This is a genomic window from Tepidicaulis marinus, assembly GCF_000739695.1.
Classification (GTDB): domain Bacteria; phylum Pseudomonadota; class Alphaproteobacteria; order Parvibaculales; family Parvibaculaceae; genus Tepidicaulis; species Tepidicaulis marinus.
Window position 1 is genome coordinate 21,187 of the sequence record NZ_BBIO01000021.1, and the last position, 23,048, is coordinate 44,234.

At 62.6% G+C, this 23,048-nt stretch carries 25 protein-coding genes and 1 other RNA gene; 15 read left to right on the plus strand and 11 right to left on the minus strand.

What is annotated here, in order from left to right; all coding sequences use genetic code 11:
- Positions 1-22: 22 nt before the first annotated feature.
- The 4 genes from M2A_RS15340 to M2A_RS15350 all read right to left on the minus strand — a co-directional run bounded on the left by M2A_RS15340 (position 23) and on the right by M2A_RS15350 (position 1,605).
- Positions 23-598: a 5-formyltetrahydrofolate cyclo-ligase gene (locus M2A_RS15340; protein WP_052379542.1), complete on the minus strand. Its 576-nt coding sequence runs from the start codon at positions 596-598 to the stop codon at positions 23-25.
- A 131-nt stretch (positions 599-729) separates the two neighbouring features.
- Positions 730-886: non-coding RNA, 6S RNA (gene ssrS / locus M2A_RS17875), on the minus strand.
- A 78-nt stretch (positions 887-964) separates the two neighbouring features.
- Complete coding sequence (locus M2A_RS15345; RefSeq protein WP_045449311.1) at positions 965-1,324, minus strand: cell division protein ZapA; 360 nt, start codon at positions 1,322-1,324, stop codon at positions 965-967.
- Positions 1,325-1,332: 8 nt separating this feature from the next.
- Positions 1,333-1,605: a DUF4164 family protein gene (locus tag M2A_RS15350; protein ID WP_081875677.1), complete on the minus strand. Its 273-nt coding sequence runs from the start codon at positions 1,603-1,605 to the stop codon at positions 1,333-1,335.
- A gap of 621 nt (positions 1,606-2,226) precedes the next feature.
- Between M2A_RS15350 and tkt the strand changes: the two genes are divergently transcribed.
- The 4 genes from tkt to M2A_RS15370 are packed head-to-tail and all read left to right on the plus strand — an operon-like array spanning position 2,227 to position 7,527.
- Positions 2,227-4,188 carry a transketolase gene (gene tkt / locus M2A_RS15355; RefSeq protein WP_045449356.1) on the plus strand — a complete coding sequence of 654 codons (1,962 nt, stop codon included), beginning with the start codon at positions 2,227-2,229 and terminating at the stop codon, positions 4,186-4,188.
- A 31-nt stretch (positions 4,189-4,219) separates the two neighbouring features.
- Positions 4,220-5,227 carry a type I glyceraldehyde-3-phosphate dehydrogenase gene (gene gap / locus M2A_RS15360; protein ID WP_045449317.1) on the plus strand — a complete coding sequence of 336 codons (1,008 nt, stop codon included), beginning with the start codon at positions 4,220-4,222 and terminating at the stop codon, positions 5,225-5,227.
- 18 nt (positions 5,228-5,245) lie between these two features.
- Positions 5,246-6,454: a phosphoglycerate kinase gene (locus tag M2A_RS15365; RefSeq protein WP_045449319.1), complete on the plus strand. Its 1,209-nt coding sequence runs from the start codon at positions 5,246-5,248 to the stop codon at positions 6,452-6,454.
- A 50-nt stretch (positions 6,455-6,504) separates the two neighbouring features.
- Positions 6,505-7,527: a class I fructose-bisphosphate aldolase gene (locus tag M2A_RS15370; protein ID WP_045449322.1), complete on the plus strand. Its 1,023-nt coding sequence runs from the start codon at positions 6,505-6,507 to the stop codon at positions 7,525-7,527.
- A 264-nt stretch (positions 7,528-7,791) separates the two neighbouring features.
- Here the strand turns inward: M2A_RS15370 and M2A_RS15375 are convergent, their stop codons facing one another.
- A complete protein-coding gene (locus M2A_RS15375; RefSeq protein ID WP_052379543.1) occupies positions 7,792-8,148 on the minus strand; it encodes a VOC family protein in 357 nt (118 codons plus the stop codon).
- An 85-nt stretch (positions 8,149-8,233) separates the two neighbouring features.
- Here M2A_RS15375 and thiE point away from each other — a divergent pair, with 85 nt between their 5' ends.
- The 7 genes from thiE (at position 8,234) to M2A_RS15410 (ending at position 14,647) form a co-directional block, all read left to right on the plus strand.
- The gene (gene thiE, locus M2A_RS15380; RefSeq protein ID WP_045449324.1) at positions 8,234-8,890 is read left to right on the plus strand and encodes a thiamine phosphate synthase; all 657 of its coding nucleotides are present in this window, start codon (positions 8,234-8,236) and stop codon (positions 8,888-8,890) included.
- A gap of 23 nt (positions 8,891-8,913) precedes the next feature.
- Positions 8,914-9,978, plus strand: coding sequence for a tetratricopeptide repeat protein (locus M2A_RS15385; protein WP_081875679.1), 1,065 nt, complete (start codon positions 8,914-8,916; stop codon positions 9,976-9,978).
- Between the two features lie 165 nt (positions 9,979-10,143).
- Positions 10,144-10,707 (plus strand): elongation factor P, encoded by a 564-nt coding sequence (efp, locus tag M2A_RS15390; protein ID WP_045449326.1) that lies wholly within the window; start codon positions 10,144-10,146, stop codon positions 10,705-10,707.
- Positions 10,708-10,716: 9 nt separating this feature from the next.
- Complete coding sequence (locus M2A_RS15395; protein ID WP_045449328.1) at positions 10,717-11,529, plus strand: inositol monophosphatase family protein; 813 nt, start codon at positions 10,717-10,719, stop codon at positions 11,527-11,529.
- Positions 11,530-11,715: 186 nt separating this feature from the next.
- Positions 11,716-12,624 (plus strand): OmpA family protein, encoded by a 909-nt coding sequence (locus tag M2A_RS15400; RefSeq protein ID WP_156101784.1) that lies wholly within the window; start codon positions 11,716-11,718, stop codon positions 12,622-12,624.
- A gap of 73 nt (positions 12,625-12,697) precedes the next feature.
- Complete coding sequence (locus tag M2A_RS15405; RefSeq protein ID WP_244444474.1) at positions 12,698-13,630, plus strand: flagellar motor protein MotA; 933 nt, start codon at positions 12,698-12,700, stop codon at positions 13,628-13,630.
- Positions 13,631-13,633: 3 nt separating this feature from the next.
- On the plus strand, positions 13,634-14,647 hold the full coding sequence (locus M2A_RS15410) for a peptidoglycan -binding protein (protein ID WP_045449332.1): 1,014 nt from the start codon (positions 13,634-13,636) through the stop codon (positions 14,645-14,647).
- Positions 14,648-14,653: 6 nt separating this feature from the next.
- On the opposite strand, the gene M2A_RS15415 is transcribed toward M2A_RS15410, so the two are convergent.
- The 3 genes from M2A_RS15415 to M2A_RS15425 all read right to left on the minus strand — a co-directional run bounded on the left by M2A_RS15415 (position 14,654) and on the right by M2A_RS15425 (position 18,399).
- A complete protein-coding gene (locus M2A_RS15415) occupies positions 14,654-15,778 on the minus strand; it encodes a strictosidine synthase family protein (protein ID WP_081875680.1) in 1,125 nt (374 codons plus the stop codon).
- Positions 15,779-15,820: 42 nt separating this feature from the next.
- Complete coding sequence (locus M2A_RS15420; protein ID WP_052379544.1) at positions 15,821-17,662, minus strand: ABC transporter transmembrane domain-containing protein; 1,842 nt, start codon at positions 17,660-17,662, stop codon at positions 15,821-15,823.
- A gap of 149 nt (positions 17,663-17,811) precedes the next feature.
- Positions 17,812-18,399, minus strand: a complete 588-nt coding sequence (locus M2A_RS15425) for a TetR/AcrR family transcriptional regulator (protein ID WP_052379545.1) — start codon at positions 18,397-18,399, stop codon at positions 17,812-17,814.
- A 56-nt stretch (positions 18,400-18,455) separates the two neighbouring features.
- On the opposite strand from M2A_RS15425, the gene M2A_RS17595 reads away from it, so the two are divergent.
- Together M2A_RS17595 and rpmE are read left to right on the plus strand one after the other, a co-directional pair.
- A complete protein-coding gene (locus M2A_RS17595; RefSeq protein WP_052379546.1) occupies positions 18,456-18,878 on the plus strand; it encodes a DUF1330 domain-containing protein in 423 nt (140 codons plus the stop codon).
- A gap of 104 nt (positions 18,879-18,982) precedes the next feature.
- The gene (gene rpmE / locus M2A_RS15435) at positions 18,983-19,210 is read left to right on the plus strand and encodes a 50S ribosomal protein L31 (protein WP_045449336.1); all 228 of its coding nucleotides are present in this window, start codon (positions 18,983-18,985) and stop codon (positions 19,208-19,210) included.
- Between the two features lie 119 nt (positions 19,211-19,329).
- On the opposite strand, the gene rcdA is transcribed toward rpmE, so the two are convergent.
- Together rcdA and M2A_RS15445 are read right to left on the minus strand one after the other, a co-directional pair.
- Positions 19,330-19,854, minus strand: a complete 525-nt coding sequence (gene rcdA / locus M2A_RS15440) for a protease adaptor protein RcdA (RefSeq protein ID WP_280113610.1) — start codon at positions 19,852-19,854, stop codon at positions 19,330-19,332.
- Positions 19,855-20,366: 512 nt separating this feature from the next.
- A complete protein-coding gene (locus tag M2A_RS15445; protein ID WP_045449340.1) occupies positions 20,367-20,558 on the minus strand; it encodes a DUF1192 domain-containing protein in 192 nt (63 codons plus the stop codon).
- A gap of 148 nt (positions 20,559-20,706) precedes the next feature.
- Between M2A_RS15445 and M2A_RS15450 the strand changes: the two genes are divergently transcribed.
- Positions 20,707-21,714 (plus strand): NAD(P)H-quinone oxidoreductase, encoded by a 1,008-nt coding sequence (locus tag M2A_RS15450; protein ID WP_045449342.1) that lies wholly within the window; start codon positions 20,707-20,709, stop codon positions 21,712-21,714.
- A gap of 138 nt (positions 21,715-21,852) precedes the next feature.
- Positions 21,853-22,626, plus strand: coding sequence for a DUF1013 domain-containing protein (locus tag M2A_RS15455; protein WP_045449345.1), 774 nt, complete (start codon positions 21,853-21,855; stop codon positions 22,624-22,626).
- 55 nt (positions 22,627-22,681) lie between these two features.
- Here M2A_RS15455 and M2A_RS15460 read toward each other — a convergent pair.
- Positions 22,682-23,048, minus strand: a 367-nt coding sequence (locus tag M2A_RS15460; protein ID WP_045449346.1) for an AMP-binding enzyme, incomplete at its 5' end; no start/stop codon positions are given.

Here is a 23,048-nt window from a genome sequence, read left to right on the forward strand (position 1 = left end):
GAACCCTTGCGTTTGCGCGGCCTTACCTGAAGAACAAAACCGCCTTTTCCGTCACCACCGCATCCAATACTGCATCATGCGGCTCGCTGGGCAAGTTCTCGGCCTGTTGCGCCGAAAAGGCAAGCCCGACGGCCATCACTCTATGGCGCAGGCGCAGTTCTGCAAGCGTGCGGTCATAAAACCCGCCGCCATAGCCAAGCCGCCCGCCATCGCTATCGAAGGCAAGCAGCGGCACGATGAGGATACGCGGCACCACATGCGCCGCCTTGATGCTGGGCTCCTTCGTGCCGAAGGGGCCTTCGATCAAAGGGTCGCCGGGCGCCCAGGCATAAAAGCCGAGCGCGCCTTCGCGCGCCTCGATACGGGGCAGCGCCGTGGCAATGCCCTTTTCCCGCAAGGCGGCGAGTAATGGCAGAGGATCGGCCTCGTTGCGCATCGGCATATAACCGGCAACGGCCTCGCCGGGCTCGGGAGAAAAATGTGCCAGAAAAAGTTTGGCCATGGCAGGCCCCGCCGTCTCGCCCAGAAGGGCTGCGGCTGCTTTGCGTTTTTCCATGAACGCGGTGCGCAAGGCGCGCTTGTCGTTCGGAACTGCCATAATTTCGTCCGGCCTATCCGCCTGCGGCAGGCAAGGGGGATGCTACAACTTTTAAGACGTGAAAGATTGAAAAAGGATGAGGCGCCCCGCGGCCTTCCCCGGCCCTTATAGAGCCTGCGGGAAAAGAGAAGTGGGGAGCCGCCCTGGCCGTCGGAATCTGCTACCTCGGAGACCTACATAAGTAGGTGGGCGCCGTGTGCAGAAGGCCACGGCCAACCGCAGGGACAGCTCCCTCGAAGAGCGTAAGGCCCCGAGCGTGTTTATTCCTAACGCACCGGGCAGCACCCCGGCTCTCTTATCTGGTGAAGTATCGAGCCGCGTCAACTGGATAACGCGCCCGCGCACTTGCGCCGCGGGGCACGCCCTTCAAGACGCCTCGATGCGCTGCGCCATCGTATCGAGGCGCTGGGCGGCTTTTTCGAGGATTTCCGCCACCGCCGCTTCCGCTTCTTCCGTGCGCTCCAAAGCCACGGAGCGGGCATCGCGCACCGTCGCCACTTCTTCTTCCAGCTTCTTGATGCGCCCGCGCATGTCCCACAGCTCGTCCGCCAGAAGAAGCGAGGCCATCAGCATGAGCCGGGCATCCCCCACCTGGCCGACCTGGGCGGCAAGACCCGTCACCTGCTCGTCCACATAAGCGGCAAGTTCGGTCAGATGCTTTTCCTGACCGTCATCGCAGGCAATCGAATAGGCCCGCCCGTTGATCGATACCGAAACCTGTCCCATGAAACCCCTCAGCCTGCCGCCAGAATTTTGCGGATGCCGTCCACGGCGCTCGTAATGTCCTGGCTGGCGCGCTCGTTCATGGTGGAAAGGCGGCGCACTTCCGCCTTCATGACATTGAGCTCTTCTTCAAGCCGCGCCTTGTCGCCGCGAAGGCCCGCCAGATCCCCCGCCGCATCGCCGCCGCCGACCTTGCGGCCCTGCGCCATGCGCCGGTTGAGCAGCGCCTCCAGCCGGTCGACCGAGCCGGCGAAACGGTCCATAGCGGTATCGAGTTTACTCATCGCACGATCAGCCCGTCGAATGATCCCGGCGGCACAACGGCCCGCCGGATAATGGTGAACGGCCCCGTTCCCTGCCCGAACCTTCTCAAGGTTCTGAAGAGATGCCGGGAAGCCCCTGTTTTATAAGAGCATAGGCGCGCTGATCTGTCGCTGCAATAAGCCCGCCCCCGGCGGTCCCGGCGGCAGGCGCAGGGCAGCTTGAAGCCCCTTGCCCGGGCGGCTCCCGGACCATTTGCTAAATGCCGGCGCCAACCGGCCCCATGGCCCGGAATGGCGGGATTCCAGCATTGACTCTCTATAGGCAGATGGTCATTGTGGCGCCGCTTCCCGAGGGGTGCCAATTGCTGCAGGGAAGCGGCCATCGCGGGCAGCATTGGCCGCCCGCCCGGTGACTTCACAGCATGCTTTCGAGCGCCCGGCAAACGATTGTCCGGAGCCTCAGGCAGAGACCGGCCCCCCGGAACGCCGGCCCCCGGAGCAACCGTCTGCGGAGCCGTTTTAGGTATTTTAAAGAGATTGAGAGACATGACGCCATCTGATCCGTCGGCAGCCAAACCGGTTTCTTCCACCAGCCAGACCGAAGCGGCAAGCGGCGTCAATGCCGATCCTTCCTCTCACAAGATGATGGCGAATGCCATCCGCGCCCTTTCCATGGACGCCGTGCAGGCCGCCAATTCGGGCCATCCGGGCCTGCCGATGGGCGCCGCCGATATCGCGACGGTTCTCTTTTCGAAATTCATGAAGTTCGATCCGCGCAATCCCAATTGGCCGGACCGCGACCGCTTCATTCTGTCCGCCGGCCACGGCTCGATGCTGGTCTATTCGCTGCTCTATCTTCTGGGCTATGAAGATATGACCATCGACGAGATCAAGAACTTCCGCCAGATGGGCTCGAAAACCGCAGGCCACCCGGAAGTTTACCATACGCCGGGCGTGGAAACGACGACGGGCCCCCTCGGCCAGGGCATTTCCAACGCGGTCGGCATGGCCATGGCCGAACGGCTGATGGCGGCACGCTTCGGCGAGGATGTGGTCGATCACTATACTTATGTGCTCGCCTCCGACGGCGACCTGATGGAAGGCATCAGCCATGAGGCGATCAGCCTTGCCGGGCACCTGAAGCTGCGCAAGCTCATCGTGCTTTTCGACGATAATGGCATTTCTATCGACGGGCCGATCGAACTGGCCGAATCGGGCAACATGCTCGACCGTTTCCGTGCCGCAGGCTGGGAAGCCATGCGCATCGACGGCCATAACCCGGAAGAAATCGAAGCGGCCATCGCCAAGGCGCGCGAAAGCCGCGCCCCGACGCTGATTGCCTGCCGCACGACCATCGGTTTCGGCGCGCCCAACAAGCAGGGCACGGCCGGCGTCCACGGCGCCCCGCTCGGCCCCGACGAAATCAAACTCGCCCGCAAGGAACTGGGTTGGCCTTACGAGCCCTTCGAGGTTCCCTCCGAAGTGCTCGATGCCTGGCGCTGCACGGGCCTGCGCAGCGCCCGAGCGCGCGTTGCCTGGGAAGAACGCCTGGCGGGCCTCGATGCCGAAGCCCGCGCCGAATTCGAGCGGCGCATGGCCGGCGATCTGCCAAAGGGTCTGGCCAAAGCCATCAACGCTTTCAAAAAGCAGATTTCGGACGAAAAGCCGAAACTCGCCACCCGCCAGTCCTCGCAAAACGTGCTCGGCGTCATCAATGACGCGGTGCCCGAGACGATCGGCGGTTCCGCCGACCTGACCGGCTCCAACAATACCCGCTCCAAGGACATGCAGGCGGTGACGCCGGATGATTTCTCCGGCCGCTTCATCCATTACGGCGTGCGCGAGCACGGCATGGCTGCCGCCATGAACGGCATGGCGCTCCACCGCGGCGTGATCCCTTATTCGGGCACCTTCCTCGTCTTCACCGATTATTGCCGCCCCTCCATCCGCATGTCCGCGCTGATGGGCGAGCGCGTCATCTATGTCATGACCCATGACAGCATCGGTCTTGGCGAAGACGGCCCGACGCACCAGCCCATCGAGCATCTGGCCTCCTTGCGCGCCATGCCGAATGTGCATGTCTTCCGCCCCGCCGACAGCGTGGAAACGGCCGAATGCTGGCAGCTTGCGCTCGAAGCAAAGACGACGCCCAGCATCATCGCGCTGACCCGCCAGGGCCTACCGACGGTGCGCACCGAGCATACGGACGAGAATCTCTCGGCCCGCGGCGCCTATGAGCTCGCCGCAGCGGACGGGGAGGCGAAAGTCACTTTCCTTGCCACCGGCTCGGAAGTGGAAATTGCGCTGGATGCCCGCGCGCTTTTGCAAAAAGAAGGCATCGGCGCGCGCGTCGTCTCCATGCCCTGCACGGATCTCTTCGACCAGCAATCGGGCGAATATAAAAAGCAGATTCTGGGCGAAGGCACGGTGCGCGTTGCCATCGAAGCGGCAAGCGGCTTCGGCTGGGAACGCTATACGGGCCCGGACGGCGCCTTTATCGGCATGAATTCCTTCGGCGCCAGCGCGCCTTACAAGGAACTTTACGAGCATTTCGGCATTACGGCTGAAAAAGCGGCAGAGGCGGCGAAACAGCGCCTCGGCTAAAGACCAACTTTTGGAGAAGGTGAGAAAGAAGATGGCGGTTCGCGTTGCGATCAATGGTTTCGGACGGATCGGCCGGCACGTGTTGCGGGCGATTGTGGAATCGGGACGGAAAGACATCGAGGTTGTTGGCATCAACGATCTGGGTACGGTGGACGCCAATGCCCGCCTTCTGAAATTCGACAGCGTGCATGGCCGCTTCCCGAACGAGATCAAGACCACGGAAAATTCCATGGATGTCGGTCTCGGCCCGATCAAAGTAACCGCCGAGCGCGACCCCACGCAGCTTCCCTGGAAGGAACTGGGCGTCGATATCGCGCTGGAATGCACGGGCATCTTCGCCTCTAAGGAAAAAGCTTCCGCCCACATCACCGCCGGCGCCAAAAAAGTGCTGGTCTCCGCGCCCGCTTCCGGCGCCGACCTGACGGTGGTTTACGGCGTGAACCACGACAAGCTGGAAAAAGACCACACGGTCGTCTCCAACGCGTCCTGCACCACCAACTGCCTGGCCCCCGTCGCCCATGTGCTGCATCAGCTGTGCGGCATCGAGCAGGGCTACATGACGACGGTGCACGCTTATACGGGCGACCAGAGCACGGTCGACACGCTCCATTCCGACCCGCGCCGCGCACGCGCTGCCGCCGTTTCCATGATCCCGACCTCGACGGGCGCCGCCAAAGCCGTCGGCCTGGTGCTGCCGGAACTCGCCGGCAAGCTGGACGGCACTGCGATCCGCGTGCCGACCCCGAACGTCTCCATGATCGACCTCGTGATCAACGCCTCGCGCGACACGAGCGCGGAAGAAGTCAACGACGCCATCCGCAAAGCCGCCGACGGCCCGCTGAATGGCGTGCTGGGCTATGTGGACGAGCCGATGGTCTCCATCGACTTCAACCACAACCCCAATTCCTCCAGCTTCGACCTCACCCAGACCCAGGTCATCGACAAGCGTCTCGTGCGCATCCTGTCCTGGTACGACAACGAGTGGGGGTTTGCGAACCGCATGGGCGACACCGCCGTTGCCATGGGCAAACTGCTCTAAGCGGAGGACCGCAGGCTTATGGCCGCGCACAAAACGCTCGACGATCTTTATGCGTCAGGTCCGGTGGAGGGCAAAACAATCCTCCTCCGGGCCGATCTCAACGTTCCGGCGAAAGACGGCAAGGTTACGGACGCAACGCGTCTGGAACGGCTTTTGCCCACCATCAAGGAACTCGCCTCCAAAGGCGCCAAGGTGCTCATCCTCTCTCATTTCGGCCGCCCCAAGGGCGAGCGTGTGCCGGAGATGACGCTGGCGCCCGTCGCCGTGGCGCTGGGCGAGCTTCTAGGCCTCGATGTCGCCTTCGCCGTCGATTGCATCGGCGACAGCGCGAAGGCGGCCGCCGAGGCGCTGCCGAAAGGCGGCGTTCTGGTGCTGGAGAACACCCGCTATCATGCAGGCGAAGAAAAGAACGACCCGGCCTTCGCCAAGGCGCTGGCCGAGCTCGGCGACATTTACGTCAATGACGCTTTCTCCGCCGCGCACCGCGCCCATGCCTCGACCGAGGGCATTGCCCATCTCCTGCCCTCCTATGCGGGCCGGGCGATGGAAGCGGAACTGACCGCCCTCGACAAGGCGCTGGGCAACCCCGCGCGCCCCGTCGTCGCCATCGTGGGCGGCGCCAAGATTTCCACGAAGCTCGATCTTCTCGGCAATCTCGTCAGTAAAGTCGATGCGCTTATCATCGGCGGCGGCATGGCCAACACGTTCCTGGCCGCCAAGGGCATTGAAGTGGGCAAGTCGCTTTGCGAACATGACCTGAAAGAAACAGCCCGCGAGATCATGGCCAAGGCGGAAGCGGCAGGCTGCCGCGTTGTGCTGCCGGCGGACGTGGTGGTGGCGCCGGAATTCAAAGCCCATGCCCCGGCCACCACAGTGCCGGTGGACAAGGTGCCGGCGGATCAGATGATCCTCGATATCGGCCCTGATAGCCTTGCCGCGCTTGCCGGTCATTTCGAAACCGCCAAGACGGTGGTCTGGAACGGGCCTTTCGGGGCTTTTGAAATTCCGCCCTTCGACAATGGCACCAACGGCGCAGCCCGCCATGTGGCCATGCTGACGAAAATGGGCGAAATGATTTCGGTTGCAGGTGGCGGCGACACGGTTGCCGCGCTAAACAATGCCGGCGCTGCCGATGATTTTTCGTATGTATCGACCGCGGGCGGCGCGTTCCTGGAATGGCTGGAGGGCAAAACCCTTCCAGGTGTCGCCGCGTTGGAACATGCCTGAGAAAGCCTGAGCCGCTTGGGGCTCCCGTACCGTTTAGAGGGTGAGAGAATATGACCGAGACGCTTGAATCCATTGCACAGGCCATGGTGGCCCCGGGCAAGGGGATCCTGGCTGCCGATGAAAGCACCGGCACGATCAAGAAACGCTTCGATTCCATCGGGGTGGAATCGACCGAAGACAATCGCCGCGACTACCGCGAAATGCTTTTCCGCACGGAAAGCGCGATGAAGGAAAACATCTCCGGCGTCATTCTGTATGATGAAACGATCCGCCAGAAAGCCAAGGACGGCACGCCGCTCGTCGATCTGATCAAGGCGGCCGGCTCCATTCCGGGCATCAAGGTCGATGCGGGGGCAAAAGACCTGACCGGCGCGCCGGGTGAAAAGATCACCGAAGGCCTCGACGGTCTCGGCCAGCGCTTTGCCGAATATTACGATCTGGGCGCCCGCTTTGCGAAATGGCGCGCCGTGATCAATATCGGCGAGGACATTCCGAGCACCTATTGCATCAATGCCAATGCCCATGCGCTGGCCCGCTATGCGAAGCTCGCCCAGGCCGCCGGTATCGTGCCGATCGTCGAGCCGGAAGTGATCATGGATGGCGGCCATACCGCCGAGCGCTGCTTCGATGTGACCGAGGCCATGCTGAACGCGCTTTACGATGCGCTTTACGAGCAGCGCGTCCTCCTGGAAGGCACGATCCTGAAGCCGAACATGATCGTCTCCGGCACCGAATGCCCCACCCAGGCCGGTGTCGAGCAGGTCGCTGAAATGACGATCAAATGCTTCAAGCGCACCGTTCCCGCCGCCGTGCCCGGCATCGTCTTCCTGTCCGGCGGCCAGTCGGATGAAGACGCCACCGCGCATCTGAGCATGATGAACCAGATCGGCGGCTTCCCCTGGAAGATGAGCTTCTCCTACGGCCGCGCGCTGCAGGCAGCGCCGCTGAAAGCCTGGGGCGGCAAGGCGGAAAACGTCCCCGCCGCACAGGCCGCCTTCGCGCACCGCGCCCGCATGAACGGCCTTGCAACCACGGGCGAGTGGAAAGCGGACCTCGAAAAATCCGCCGCCTGACCGCGCGGAGCTTTCAAAGAAAACCGAAACGCCCCGGAGACATCCGGGGCGTTTTTCTTGGCCGCGCCCCCTCCGGCCTGACGCCTCAGTGGAACGCAGAGCCTCACACCACAAAAAACCGTCACCCCGGGCCCCGTCCCGGGGTCCACGCAGCCTTTCGCAATGGCGGAGAGGCCCTATGGATCCCGGCACAAAGGCCGGGATGACGGCTGAGCGGGAGGCGCGGCGAGTGCACCTAGCTGGTAGGCGGCACGAAAAAAGAGCCTAATACCCCTCCGCCGGCTGCCAGAGGGAGAAGCGGGTGCCTTGGTCATCAAGGCAGACGGCGGACAGGCCGCTGTCCGATTCCTGCACCTCGCCCGCCGAGCCGCCGAGGTCGTAGACCCGGTCGACCATGAAATCGATATCCTCGACCCGGAAATAGATATTGCCCGCATCCTGCGCGCCGTCTTCCACCAGGCCGAAGGGAAATTCGGTATTGGCGACATGGGCGTAGATCGCATCCTCCTCGCTTTCGAACTCCCAGCCGAAAAGCGCGCCGTAGAAATCCATCGCCTTATCCAGCGTTTCCACCGAAATCGTGAAATATCCCGGCTCGCACACTCCCGCTCCGCCTGCCATTACCGCCTCCTTGCTGACATCCCGCGTCAATTTACGCCCGCCCCGCCGATTGCGCAAAGGCGCGGTTGCTGGTACTTCCGCTTTCATGAGCACGAAAGACGAGCGCATTCCCACCCGCCTTTACCTGATCACGCCGCCAAGGCTGGATCCGGCCGGCTTTGCCGACACGCTAAAAGCCGCCCTCGATGCAGGCGATGTCGCCTCGCTGCAATTGCGGCTGAAGACGGAGGCGGGGGATACAGCGCCGGCGGATGAGCTGCGCCGGGCGGCGGAAATCCTGATGCCGCTCGCCCATGCCCGCAATGTCGCCTTCATCGTCAATGACAGCCCGGAAATCGCCCGGGAAATGGGCGCGGACGGGGTGCATATCGGCCAGGACGACACGCCCTATAAGGAGGCGCGCAAGATCGTCGGGCCCGACGCCGTTGTCGGCGTCACCTGCCACAATTCCCGCCACCTTGCCATGGAGGCGGGCGAGGCCGGCGCCGATTACGTGGCTTTCGGCGCCTTTCATCCAACTGACACAAAGGTGACCCATAGTCGCGCCGAGCCGGAAATCCTGACATGGTGGTCGGAGCTTTTCGAGCTGCCCTGCGTGGCGATCGGCGGCATCACGGTGGAAAACGCCCCGCCGCTGATCGAGGCCGGGGCCGACTTTCTGGCCGTTTCGGCCGGGGTCTGGGCCCATGAAAAGGGACCGGCGGAGGCCGTGCGCCTCTTTAACCTGTTGATGAACCCCTAAATGCAAAGGGTGCAAGAGTGTCCATGATGAACCGTCCGAGCCCCTTCACCCGCCCTCGCTTGTCCCAAGCCCCCCTCGCCGTCTTCCTGCTGGCTTTCGCACTCACGCTCGGCGCGCTGGAAAGCCCCGCCCATGCCGGGCCTTACGAAGAAGCGGTGAAGCTTTATCAGGCCGAAGATTACGAGATTGCCTTCGGCAAGGCGATGGAAGGCGCGCTCGCCGGTGACAGCCGGGCGAAGCTGCTGGTCGGCACCATGTATCTGAACGGCGAAGGCACGCAGGTGAGCCCGCAAGAGGCGATCCGCTGGCTGAACGAGGCCGCGGAACAAGGCGAGCCCACCGGCTATTATGCCCTCGCCGTGATTTACCGCGACGGGGTGGTGGTGCCTCAAGACCTCGCCAAAGCCCGCGCCAATCTCGAAGAAGCGGTGATCAAAAACCATACGGCGGCGAAATTCGTGCTCGCCCAGTTCCTTGCCGCAGGGCTTGGCGGGGAGGCGGATACGCCGCGCGCCAAGGCGCTTTTCGAGGAAGCGGCCAAGGAAGGCCATCCCGGCGCCCAGTTCAGCCTCGGCGCGCTTTATGCGAGCGGCAAGGACGTGCCCCAGTCGGACGCAAAAGCCGCCGAATGGTTCCGCAAGGCCGCCGAGCAGAACCAGCCCGACGCCGCCTTCAATCTCGGCCTCATGCTGCTGGAAGGCCAGGGCGTTCCCGCCTCCTCCACAGAGGCTGCAAAATGGTTCAAGGTCGCCGCCGATCAGGGCTTCCCGGATGCCCAGACCTATCTCGGCCAACTTTATCTCGCCGGTGAAGGGGTGGCTCAGGACGATGAAAAGGCTTTTGGCCTCTTCTGGAAGGCGGCGGAGGCGAACGAGCCCGTCGCCCAGGCCCGCCTTGCCCGGCTTTTTCTGATCGGGCGCGGCACCAGCCAGGATATCGCCACGGCCTATGCCTTCTATCTTCTTGCCCAGTCGAACGGCTTTGAAGATGCCGAATTCGCAGAGGCGATCGGCCCGCATCTCACCCCGGAGGTAAAAGCCGAGGCCCAGAAGAAACTGGCCGAATGGCGCGCTTCCCCCGCCAATTAAGGCGGAGGGCGGCGCGCTGCCCCGCTCCACCCGCTTCCGGGGCGCTTTTCTTTTGTTTTGAGCGCGAGACAATGCTATCAGAGCGGCCAATTCAAGGCGCCTGACGCAACCATTCCGGCCCGCGCGCGCCCTTCCGCGATCCCATAAGACGCAAACGGTTATTTCATGAAGATCAATGGCAACGAAATCCGCCCCGGCAACGTCATCACCCATAAGGGCGGCCTCTGGGCGGCGGTGAAAGTGCAGCACGTCAAGCCCGGCAAGGGCGGCGCTTTCGCCCAGGTGGAACTGAAGAACCTCGTGGACAACACCAAGCTGAACGAGCGCTTCCGCTCCGCCGAAACGGTGGAACGCGTGCGCCTTGAGCAGAAAGACTACCAGTTCCTTTTTGCCAATGGCGACATGCTCTCCTTCATGGACCTTGAAAGCTACGAGCAGATCGAACTGCCCACGGACTTTCTCGGCGACCGCGCCGCCTTCCTGCAGGACGGCATGCAGATCATCGTGGAAAGCCATGAAGGCAAGCCCATCGGCGTGCAGCTTCCCGACCAGGTGACGCTGGAAATCACCGAGACCGAGCCGGTCGTGAAAGGCCAGACGGCGGCTTCTTCCTATAAGCCCGCTATGCTGGAAAACGGCCTGCGCGTCATGGTGCCGCCCTTCGTTTCCACCGGCGACCGCATCGTCGTCGACACCGCCGAAGTCACCTACATCAAACGGGCCGAATAGGCCGGGTTCATGCAGCTTTCAGCCACACTCACCGTCATGGTTCAGGCCGCCCGCAAAGCGGCGCGGGGCCTGCAGCGCGATTTCGGCGAAGTCGAAAATCTTCAAGTCTCCCGCAAGGGGCCGGGGGACTTCGTCACCGCAGCCGATCTGAAAGCGGAAAAAGTCCTGCGCGAGGAGCTTGCCAAAGCCCGTCCCGGCTACTCCTTCCTTTTGGAAGAAGCGGGCGAGGTGAAAGGCAGCGACAAGAGCCACCGCTGGATCATCGATCCTTTGGACGGCACGACGAACTTCATGCACGGCATCCCCGTCTTTGCAATTTCCATTGCGCTGGAACGGGCGGGCGAAGTAGTGGCCGGGCTCGTCTATAACCCGGTTACGGACGAAATGTTCCTCGCCGAAAAAGGCCGGGGCGCGTTTCTCAACAACCGGCGCCTGCGCGTGGCCGCGCGCACGGAACTCACCGATGCGGTGATCTGCACGGGCATCCCGCATCTCGGCCGTCCCAGCCCGCTTTTCCTGCCCATGCTGAGCGAGCTGATGCCGCGCGTCGCCGGTATCCGGCGCACCGGCTCCGCCGCGCTCGATCTGGCCTATGTCGCCGCAGGGCGCTTCGACGGTTTTTGGGAAGCAGGCCTTGCGCCTTGGGACATGGCGGCGGGCCTTTGCCTCATCCGCGAGGCAGGCGGCACGGTCAGCGATCTCAGCGGCAAGGATAAAATTTTCGAGACGGGCGGCGTTCTGACCGCGAATGAGCGCCTGCATGGGCCCCTGCTCGATCTCCTGAAAAAAGCGCGCAAAAGCAGCGCCGCCAGCGACACCTAAGCTGCAACCGGTGCGGGAACCAGCGCAGGAGCCGCGTTCCACCAAGTCTCAGCCAAGTCTCAAATGTCTCAGACGGGCCAATTTTTGCCGGATTTCGCCCTTAAGGCTTGCCCTCGTGCCTCCGCAGGCGCGCCTTCTGTGGTAAAATGGCGCAAATCAGCGGGACGGGAGATGAAGGTTCAGAACATGGCGAAGTCCGGTCGCACAAACGTCACTCTTTCAATGTTCCTCGGCGCGGTCTTCTGCGCCGCCCTTCCGGCACAGGTGCAGGCCGATGACGTGACGGTCAATTGGGAAGCGCTCGGCCCTGCCCCGCAAAGCGAGGCGCCCATCGTGCTGCGCTATCCGGGCGCGAAGAAGAACCTGCCCGGCACCCTCAAACTCAAGGCACCGGAGGGGGCTGAGGCCCCGCAGCCCCGGCTGAAACCCCATATCATTCCCGATAACGGCCCCGAAACGCCGAAAGCCGCCGCGCTGCCGCCGCAAAAACCGGCGCAGAAGAATGAGGCCGAGACACCCCGTCAGGCCGAGCCGAAACCCAAGCCGCAAACCGCTGCGGTAAGCCCCGCACCCACCGCGCCCGCACCGAAAACCGCGGAGCCCAAACCTGCACAGGCTTCCGCACCGCAGGCGCCCGCCGCAGCTCCAGCGCCTGAGCCTGCCGAAGCGCCCCAGCAAAGCGCGCCGGAAAACAGGCCCGCGCCTGCCGCCCCGCAAGTGGCAAGCCTCGGCGATCCCAAGAAAGACGCCCCGGCAAAGAGCACGGAGAAACTCGGGCCGCCGGAACCTGCCTTTGCCCGCGTGCTGTTCGAGGCCGAGAGCACCTCCATCCTCTCTTCCGTGCGCGCCGGGCTCGATGAAACGGCGGAGCGGCTGAAGCAAAGCGCCGAGCGCATTCAGCTCAAGGCCTATGGCGGGGCGCGCGGCGATCTCTCATCGGATTCGCGCAAACTGTCGCTGAAACGCGCACTCGCCGTTTACAATTATTTGCGCGATCAGGGCGTGCTCACCAGCCGCATGGATGTGCGCGCCTTTGGCGGCGCACGCGATGACGGCCCGGAGAACCGTGTCGATATCGTCTTGCAAGGACGCTAAAAGCGTCTGAGGGGGTCCGGCTTATCCAGCCGGAAGACAGACAGCGGCGCACCGGCGCATGGCCGGATGCCGCATGAACGAGGGGACCGAGATGGCGAAAGATTTTTCCGACGGTATCAAACTTTCACAGCCCCGCCCCTACCTCACGCGGATGATGCTGTTTCTGGCGCTGGTCGGCTTTCTGCTGCTCATCCTCGCCCCGCGCATCATGGACGCCTTTCTTGCCAATCCCGGCCTTAACGGGCTGATCGTCGGCACGCTTTTCATCGGCATGCTCTATGCCTTCCGCCAGGTGCTGCAGCTTGGCCCGGAAGTAAAATGGGTAAACGCCTTCCGCCGCGCCGATCCGGGCCTCGCGCTGCCGCCCGCCCCGCAGCTTCTCGCGCCCATGGCAACGATGCTCGGCAACCGCAAGGGGCGCATGACGCTCTCGGCAGGCTCGATGCGCGCCATGCTCGATTCCATCGGCTCGCGGCTCGACGAGCAGCGCGAGATTTCCCGCTACATGATCGGGCTGTTGATCTTTCTGGGCCTGCTCGGCACGTTCTGGGGCCTGCTCATCACCGTTTCCTCCGTCGGCGATACGCTGCAGAGCCTGAATGTGGAGGCAACGGATTCCGCCTCCGTTTTCACCAGTCTGCGCGAGGGACTGCAAGCACCGCTGCGCGGCATGGGCACGGCGTTTTCTTCCTCGCTTTTCGGCCTGACGGGCTCGCTTATTCTCGGCTTTCTCGATCTGCAAGCAGGCCAGGCGCAGAACCGGTTTTACAACGAGCTGGAAGAATGGCTCTCCACGGTGACGAATGTCATCGACGTGCCGGCAACGGCCGGAGAAAACACGACGCCCGAACAGGCTTCGCTTCTCGCCCTTGCCGGGCAGATCGCCGCGCTCACCGAACAGCTTCATGCCGAACAGCGCCTGGTGCGCGAGCTTGCCGAAAACCAGGCGGCGATCCGGCCCGCGCTTGAAGAACTTGCCGGTTCCTTGAAAAAGCGCGGGAGCTAAGCCATGGCGGTTTCGCGGCGCATCAGAGGCCGCGCGCCGAGCGCGGATTACTGGCCGGGCTTTGTCGATGTCATGGCGACGCTGCTGCTTGTCCTGATCTTCCTGCTTTCGATCTTCATGCTGACGCAGTTCTTCCTCGCCAAATCCATTACCGGCAAGGATTCCGCGCTCGACCGGCTGCGCGCGCAAATCAGCGAGCTGACAGATCTTCTGGCGTTGGAACGGGCGGAAAAAGCCGAACTGCAAACCACCATTGCAGCCCTCAACGATGCGCTGGCCAGCGCGGAAAGCGAAAAGGCGGCCCTGCAAAGCGCGCTTTCGGAAGGCGGCAGCGAGCGGGTCGCCGCGCTTGAAAACGCGCTCGAGAAAGAAAAAGAAATTTCTTCCGACGCTTTGGCGCAGGTCGAGCTGGTCAACCAGCAGCTTGCCGCGCTCCGCCGTCAGCTCGCCTCGCTCCAGGCCGCGCTTGAAGCGGCGGAGGCAAAGGACCGCGAAGCCCAGGCGCAGATCGCCGATCTCGGCCGCCGCCTCAACGCCGCCCTTGCCCAGAAAGTGCAGGAGCTTGCCCGCTACCGCTCGGAATTTTTCGGCAAGCTGCGCGAGGCGCTCGGCAGCCGCAAGGACATCGAGATTGTCGGCGACCGTTTCGTCTTCCAGTCGGAAATTTTCTTTTCCTCCGGCTCCGCCGCCCTTTCGCGTGCCGGGCAAAGCGAGCTCGACAAGATCGCCGCGGCGGTAAAAGAAATCTCCCGCGACATTCCCGCCGACATCAACTGGATCCTGCGCGTCGATGGCCATTCCGATGCCGCGCCCATCGCCACGAAGGAGTTTCCTTCGAACTGGCATCTGTCGGCAGCGCGCGCCATTTCGGTCGTGCAATATCTGGCAGGCCAAGGCGTGCCGCGCAAAAGGCTGGTTGCCGCCGGTTTCGGCGAACACCAGCCCCTTGCAAAAGGCACCAGCCCGCAGGATTACCGGCGCAACCGGCGCATCGAGTTCAAGCTGACAGAGCGCTGATTCGGCTTATTCAGTTTCTTCGGCAGCGCTTTCCTGCGCGCAGACGAGGATCTTCGGCTCGAAGACACCGGAGGCGAGCATCAAGCCATTATAGCCTGCCGCCGTTGCAAGGCCGGAAAGCAGATCGCCCTTATCGAGAAGCAAAGTGCGCGCTTCCCCGCCGCCGCCGGCGCGCGGGGTCATTTCCACGATCTGGCTCGGCGAAAGCGCTGCCGGATCGTTTGCATGGGCGAGGAAATCGGTGAGCGAGGGATGCGCACCGATGAGAAGGCGCCCGTCTTCGAGCACATCGATATTGTCGACACCGGTGCCGAGATAGACCGTCTCGAAAGGCTCGAGCGCGCCGGTTTCGATATCGCGGCTAAAAATGCGCAGCGTCATGTCGAGCGTTTCGGCGACATAAAGCTTGGTGCCGTCGGGGCTGGAATTGACGCCATTTGCGTAAGTAAAACCGTCCGCGACAACGCGGCCCTCATCGCCTTCCCAGTAAACGAGATTGCCCCGGTCGGCGAGGAAGAAATCTTCCAGCAGCCGGCCGAAATTCGACGACGAGCCGTGATCGTTGGTCAGGTAAAACGCATCGGGGCCAACCGCATGCACATCGTTCGGGTGAATGAAAAGCTCCGAGCTCACCGTGCGCCGGTGCTCCAGAAGCCCGCCCTCCAGCACTTCGAAAATTTCCACATCATGCGTGCCATCGGAGGGATGATTGACGACGAAGAGAAAGCGCTGGCCTTCCTCGCTCACATAAAGATCGATCCCATGCGGGCGGAAGTCGGCAGGCTCGAGCGCCGTGACGGGGCGCAGCGCCCAGGTATCGGAGGCTTCGGAAAGATCGATCACGTAAATCCCGCCCCGGATTGCCTGAGACCCCGGACCGCCCGCCACGATCTTGCGCCGGTCGACGGCAGAGACGAAGGCAAGCGCGCGCTCCCGGTCGATCACGATATCTTCCGGTCCCGGCACCGCCTCGATGGCGCTGCAATCGGCGGTGATCTCTTCCCGGAAAGAAGTGAACATGCCCGCGGAAGTGAGAAAGCGGATGGTAAAGAAACTCCCCGCCGCCACAAGGATGACTGCTGCATAGATCGCCCAGCGCAAAGCCGCGCTCTTTTCTTTCATCCCGCTCATCCCCTCAACTCCCCTCTTGGCTTTCCCGGCCTGTGCCGGATGTTATTCGGCAATCTGGCGGACGGGCGCGACCCCGCCCTCGCCTTGCCCGAATTGCAGATCGGCGAGGCGCGCATAAAGCCCGCCTTCGGCCACCAGTTCCTCATGGGTGCCTGCGGCAACGACGCGGCCCCCATCCATTACCACGATCCGGTCCGCCTTGCGCACGGTGGCAAGACGGTGCGCGATGACGAGCGTCGTGCGCCCCGCCATCAGACGGTCGAGCGCCTTTTGCACCAGCTGCTCGCTTTCCGCATCGAGCGCGCTCGTCGCCTCGTCGAGAAGCAGCACCGGCGCATCGCGCAGCAGCGCGCGGGCAATGGCAATACGCTGGCGCTGGCCGCCGGAAAGCGTCACGCCGCGCTCGCCAAAGCGCGTTTCATACCCTTCGGGCAGGGACGAAAGAAAATCGTCGATCAGCGCCGCTTTCGCCGCCTCGCGCACCTCTTCATCGCTTGCCTCGGGCCGGCCATAGCGGATGTTCTCCGCCGCGCTCATGCCGAAGACCACAGGCTCTTGCGGCACCAGCGCAAAGCGGCGGCGCAAGGCCCGAGGGTCCGCCTTTTGAAGATCGACCCCGTCAAGGCGGATCGTGCCCGACTGGGGATCGTAAAAGCGCAGAAGAAGCTGGAAGACCGTGCTCTTGCCCGCGCCCGAAGGACCGACGATCGCCACGGTTTCACCCGGCTTGATATTGAGCGAGAAGCCTGACAGCGCGGAGACATCGGGCCGTGTGGGGTAGGAAAAGGAAACATCCTCGAACGCGATTTCCCCGCGCCCAGGTTCGCTCAAAGCGGCGGCATGGGACGGCGCCTTGATGGCAGGTTCCACATCGAGAAGCTCGTTGAGACGCTCGGTCGCCCCTGCCGCCATTTGCACATCGCCCCAGACTTCCGAAAGCGCGCCGAGCGCGCCCGCCGCAAAGACCGCATAAAGAATGAACTGCAAAAGTTCGCCGCCCGTCATGCGGTCGGCCAGCACCTGCTGCGCGCCGAACCAGAGCACGCCGACAACGGCGGAAAGACCGAGAAAGAAGGCAAGCGCGGTGAGCACGGCGCGCGCGCTGATGCGCCGGCGCGCCGCCGCGAAAGCCCCTTCTACCGTATCGGCGAAACGGCGGCCTTCCTCGTTTTCATGGTTGAAGGCCTGCACGGTCTGAATGGCATTGAGGCTTTCCCCGCCCACCGCGCTTGTATCGGCGATCTTGTCCTGGCTGTCGCGCGAAAGGCGGCGCACCCGGCGCCCGAAAATCACGAAAGGCAGCACGATCAGCGGCAGCGGCAGCAGCACGAGGCCGGACAGTGTCGGGCTGGTGATCGCCATCATCGTCGCCGCGCCGATGAGAAGGAAGATATTGCGCAGCGCAACGGACGCGCTCGACCCCACCACCGTCTTGATCAGCGTCGTGTCGGCGGTCAGCCGCGAGAGCACTTCGCCCGTGCGGGTGATTTCAAAGAAGGCCGGAGAGAGCGTCAGAATATGCTCATAGACCGCCTTGCGCAGATCGGCCACCACGCGCTCGCCGATCCAGCTGACAAAGAAGAACCGCGCGGCGCTCGAAATACCCAGCATCAGCGCCACGAAAATCAGCATGGCGAAATATTGATCGATAAAGGCGGCGTTTTCTTTCGAGAACCCTTCATCCAGCATCCGCCGCATGGCCATGGGAATGGCAAGCGTGGAGAGCGTTGCCATGATCAGCGCGAAGAACGCCGCCCAGACCATGGATTTGTACCGCGCCAGAAAAGGAACGAGCCGCATCAAGGGGCGCACATTGCGCGCGGGCTTGCGCCGCAAAGCTTCCTGCTCGATCGCCTCGGCAACGGGATTGGAATTATCGCTCATGAAATGGGGTACCGGTTCAACGAGAAAAGGTCAGAACTAGAAAAGGCCAAAACTGGAAAACGTCAGGGGCCACATATAGCAAGCCAGGCACGGGAGAACCACCGGCACGGGCCCGCCCGCCTGGGGCAAAAGGTCCCGCAAGCGGCCCGTTACGCCAAAAGCACGCTGAGATGCGCCTCGGTAAGGCGCTGCGCCGCTTCTTCCCCCTGCCAGCCCCGCTCGCCCGTCAAAAGATCCCATATCTGTACAGAAGAGGCCGCCCAAAGATAATCCGCCGCTTTGCCCGCCTGCCAGGACGGGGCAAGGCGGCCTTCCGCTTCCAGCGTTACCGCCAGATCCCGGAAGACGCCGTAAAGCTCGTCCATCCTGTCGTTCCAGGCGGCGGCGACCGCCTCATCCTGAGGTTTGAGGCGGATGAGCTCCCGCGCCACAGGCGCGATCAGCGGCACGAAGGCGAACCAGGCGGCGAGCACGGCGCGCAGTTTTGCCGCTGTCTCCGCCTCCCCCAGCGCCTTTTCCATCGCCTCCCAGATCGCAAAACGCTCATCGGCCCGCTGCACCAGCGCCATGAGCAGCCCGCCGCGCGAGCCGAAATGCACATAGACGGATTGGCGCGTCACCCCCGCTTCCTTGGCGATTTCCGCGAGCGAAACATCCGCGCCCTTTCGGGGAATGAGCGCCCAGGCGACATCGAGGATTTCTTCTCTTGTACGGGCGGATTTCTTATTTTTTGACATACGTAAAATTTCTGATTATATGTTTTTTACACGCGTAATATTTTTAAAGGATTCCCATGCAAAAAGCCATCCCGCAAAACCGCCTCGATGCCCTGATTGCCGCTTATGGAGAAGACCGGGCCGGAACCGGCGCCGTGCCGAGCCCGGCCCAATGGCAGGCACTCGCCGCGCTCGATCCCGCCAAACCCGTCACATTGATCAATTATTTCAAGCTCGCCCCGCAAGGAAACGAGGCGATGATGAATTACGCCGCCGTTTCCATGCCTGCCCTGGAAAAACTGGGCGGGCGCTTTCTTCTCACCGCGCCTTTTGCCGGCACGTTGATGGGCGGGGCGGAAGACTGGGACATGATCGCCATCGGCACCTACCCGGAAGCGCGGCTCGTTTTCGCGCTTTTCGAGGACCCGGCCTACCGGGAGGCCTATGCCCACCGCAAGGCGGCGTGCCTGCGCCAAAAGGTGCTGATCGCAGCCGGATAGCCCCCTTGCAATTCCCCCCTCCCTCCGCTATAAGCCCGCTTTCCAAGAGGTTTCCAGGGTCATCCGCCGCTTTGCCGGCTGCCCCGCAGAGAATGAGAAGACGGATGAAAAAAGACATCCATCCCGACTACCACATGATCAAAGTGGCCATGACGGACGGCACCGTGTACGAGACCCGCTCCACCTATGGTGCAGAGGGCGACACGATCACGCTCGACATCGACCCGACGACCCACCCGGCCTGGACCGGCGGCTCGTCGAACCTGATGGACCGCGGCGGCCGCGTGAGCCGCTTCAACGAGAAGTACAAAGGCTTTCTCGGCAAGAAATAAGTTTCTGCCGGTACCGCTTTGGGCCGGCGCCCTGCCCTGCTTGTGGCGCCGCCTGCCAAAAAGCCCCGCTTTTCAAAGCGGGGCTTTTGCCGTCTTCGGGCTTCAGCGTCTGAAACGGCTCAGTGCCGGTCCCAGCGCATCAGGCCTTTATCCATGGTTTCCTGGAAGAAGGCTTCCACCTGATCGAACTGGGCGGCGAGCGGCGAGCGCACCATATCCTCTTCTTCCTCGAAGACATCCGGCTCGTCGTTGAGTTGCTTGTCGAGCCGTTCGATCCGCTCATAGATCCGTACCGATTTTTCCATCAGCGCGCGCAGCTCGTCCGGCAAGTCTTCCGACCCGCTCATCGGCTTGGAGCGCGCAACGGACTGCCCGCCGAGACGGTATTTGTCCTGCGCGGCATCTTCCGGCGTCATCTCGCCTTCAAAGACGGCTTTTTGAACCAGCAGCCAGGCGGCCACCTGCATGAGGCGCGTGGTGACGCGCATGCTTTCGGCCGCATAAGCAAGAGCGGCCATGCGGGGCAGAAGCTTGGCCTGCTCGCGGCCCGGCCCGTCCAGATAAGAGGCCGCCTCTTCTACAAGGCCCATGCCTTCACGGTAGGTACGTTGAAAAAGTTCCGAGCCGCCGAAAAGTTTCGCCATTGCCGCGGCGCCCGCGCTTTGAGATTCCCCGCCATGATACGTCATCAGCCTTACTCCACTTGGCTTTAGCGGCCGCTGCCGGATTGTCCCAAAACGAAACGAGTATCCGGTGCGCGATTTCGACTCATCCCAGCCGGTTTTTCTATTCCGACTATAAACGAGGAATCGTCCCGCCGTCATACATCTGAGGACAGTTACATCAACAAACGTGCCAGGGAAGAAAGAGTTAGCAAAAGCCTAATGAAGTTTAGGGTGCGCACCCAAGCTAGGCTCAAAAAAGAGCCGCGGAAGCCGCGGCTCAAGTTCTAACAGGGAGGCGTCGAACAGAGTGGATAGGAGCCACTCAAATCCATATGACTGGATTACGCAACGCTACAGTACGATTCTAATACCTAATGAATCCCTAACGAAATGCCTAATTCGCAGTCAATGCGGTTCAATTTGCAACACTGCCTCTAAAAACCGCCGATTTCAGCGCTTTAATCCCCATAAACCGAAGGGAAAATAATCATCTATTTGCGGAAAAAAGCTTCCGCAGCGTCACGGGAATTTTGCTTTTTACCGATTTCGGTACTGATTCGTTCGATCTCGCCTTTCAAAACCTCGATCCGCTCGGTCAGTTCCTCGACGCTTTTCATCGAAAGATCCTCACGGATCAGCGCCTCCAGCGCTTCCGACCTCTTGCGCGGCTCCAAATCGTCCATATCCCGCTCCTCATTGTTCGCCCTTGAACGGGGCGCCGCTCGCGCTCATGTGGCCGGCATGTGACTGGTCACGCCCCCGATTGCCGCCTAGTCTGCCCCAACTGAGCCGCCCTGAGAATATGGCCAAAAGAAAACGAGGAGAGCCTTCATGCCCAAGGTGCCCGAAAAAATGATCCGCATCGCCATCGCCGAGCCGGGCGGGCCCGAGCAGCTCAAACCCGAAGAGATTGCCACCCCCACCCCTGCCGCCGATGAAGTGCTGATCAAAATCGCGGCCGCCGGGCTCAACCGGGGCGACATCGTCCAGCGCCAGGGCTTTTACCCCCCGCCCCCCGGCGCCCCCGACACACCGGGCCTCGAGGTTTCCGGCACCGTCGTTGCCACCGGCGAAAATGTCAGCCGCTGGAAAGAGGGCGACGAGGTCTGCGCGCTGCTGGCCGGCGGGGGTTATGCGGAATATTGCGCGGTGCATGAAGCTCATTGCCTGCCCGTTCCCAAAGGTGTGAGCCTGACCGAAGCCGCCGCCCTGCCGGAAGTCTATTTTACGGTCTGGACCAATGTTTTCGAGCGCGGCCAGCTCAAAGCGGGCGAAACGCTGCTCATCCATGGCGGCTCAAGCGGCATCGGCACGGCGGCCATTCAGCTTGCCTCGGCGCTTGGCACCCGGGTTTTCGTTACAGCGGGCACCGACGAAAAATGCCGGGTCTGCCAGACGCTTGGGGCGGAGCGCGCCATCAATTACAATGAAGAAGACTTCGTCCTCGTCACGAACGCGCTGACGGAGGGCAAAGGCGTCGACGTTATTTTCGACATGGTCGGCGGCCCTTACGTGCAGCGGAACATTTCCGCCGCCGCCCGCGACGGGCGCATCGTCAATATCGCCTATCAGGCAGGCTCCAAGGTCGAGCTCAACCTCCTGCCCATCATGCTCAAACGCCTGACCATGACGGGCTCGACCCTGCGCGCCCGCTCCGTGGGCGAAAAAGCAGCGCTCGCCGAGGCGGTAAAGGCCAATGTCTGGCCGCTGATCGAGGCAGGCCGCCTCAAACCCGTCATCCATGCCACCTTCCCCCTCGTCAAGGCGGGCGAGGCCCAGAAACTCATGGAAAGCTCCACCCATACGGGCAAAATCCTGCTTTTGCCGGAAGAAGCCTAGGGAGGAAGCGGCGGAATAAGCGCTGCCGCAGGAAGTGCTTTCCTTGGAAGGCCTTAGCCCCTATATAGGGGCTATTCCGCTCATTTTGACGAACAAAGGTTCATTCGGAGACGTCCGGATGGATCATAAGGAGAGACCATGTCACGGCCCCTTATGCCCAAGGCAACCGCCGTTTGGCTTGTAGACAACACCGCCCTTACCTTCGACCAGATTGCCGATTTCTGCGGCCTGCATGCGCTGGAAATCAAAGGCATCGCGGACGGGGACGTGGCGCAGGGGATTAAAGGCCTCGATCCTGTCGCCGCCGGTCAGCTCACGCGCGCGGAAATCGAGCGCTGCCAGAAAGACAGCAGCGCCCGGCTGAAACTGTCCGAGAGCCAGCACGACCTGCCGGAAGTCAAACCGCGCAAGGGCCCGCGCTATACGCCGGTCTCCCGCCGTCAGGACCGCCCGGACGCCATTGCCTGGCTGCTGCGCCACCACCCGGAACTGACGGATGCGCAAGTGACGAAGCTTGTCGGCACCACCAAGCCGACGATCCAGTCGATCCGTGACCGCAGCCACTGGAACTCGCCCAACATCAAGCCGGTCGATCCCGTGACGCTCGGTCTTTGCACACAGCTCGAACTTGACGCTGCCGTGCAGAAAGCCGCCCGCCGCGTCGAACGCGAGCATAAAAAGGCGGTGAAGGAAGGCCGTGCGGTCGAAACGCTGCTGCCCGCCGCCCAGACCACGGCGGAAGAGCCGGCCGAGGAAGAACGCGAGAAGCGCGCGCCGAGCGCCGCGGAAGCTTTCTCCCGCCTCAACAACCCGGTGCAGGAAGAAGAAGAGCCGTCCTATGACGCCGACAGCGTCTTTTCCAAATTGAAAGACCTGAAAAAAGACGATGAGGAGGAAGAAGACAAGGAGTGATCCTCTTCTTCTTTCGCACGAAGAAACAAAGCCGCCCCTCGGGGCGGCTTTTTTCTTAACTCTTCGGATAACCCGCCTGCTTAAGCGCGCCGCCGATCTCATCGAGGATCGCCGGGTCGTCGATGGTTGCCGGCAGGCTCCAGCTTTCCCCGTCCGCCATCTTGCGCATCGTGCCGCGCAGGATCTTGCCGGAGCGGGTCTTGGGCAGCCGCTCGACCACGAAAGCCTGTTTGAAGGAGGCGACGGGGCCGATCTTCTCACGCACCAGCGCCACCGCCTCGCGGATGATCTCTTCTTCAGGGCGGCTCACGCCCGCGTTCAGCACCAGAAAACCTGCGGGCACCTGCCCCTTCATCGCATCGGCAATGCCGATCACCGCGCATTCAGCGACGTCGGGATGGGCGGCAAGCACTTCTTCCATG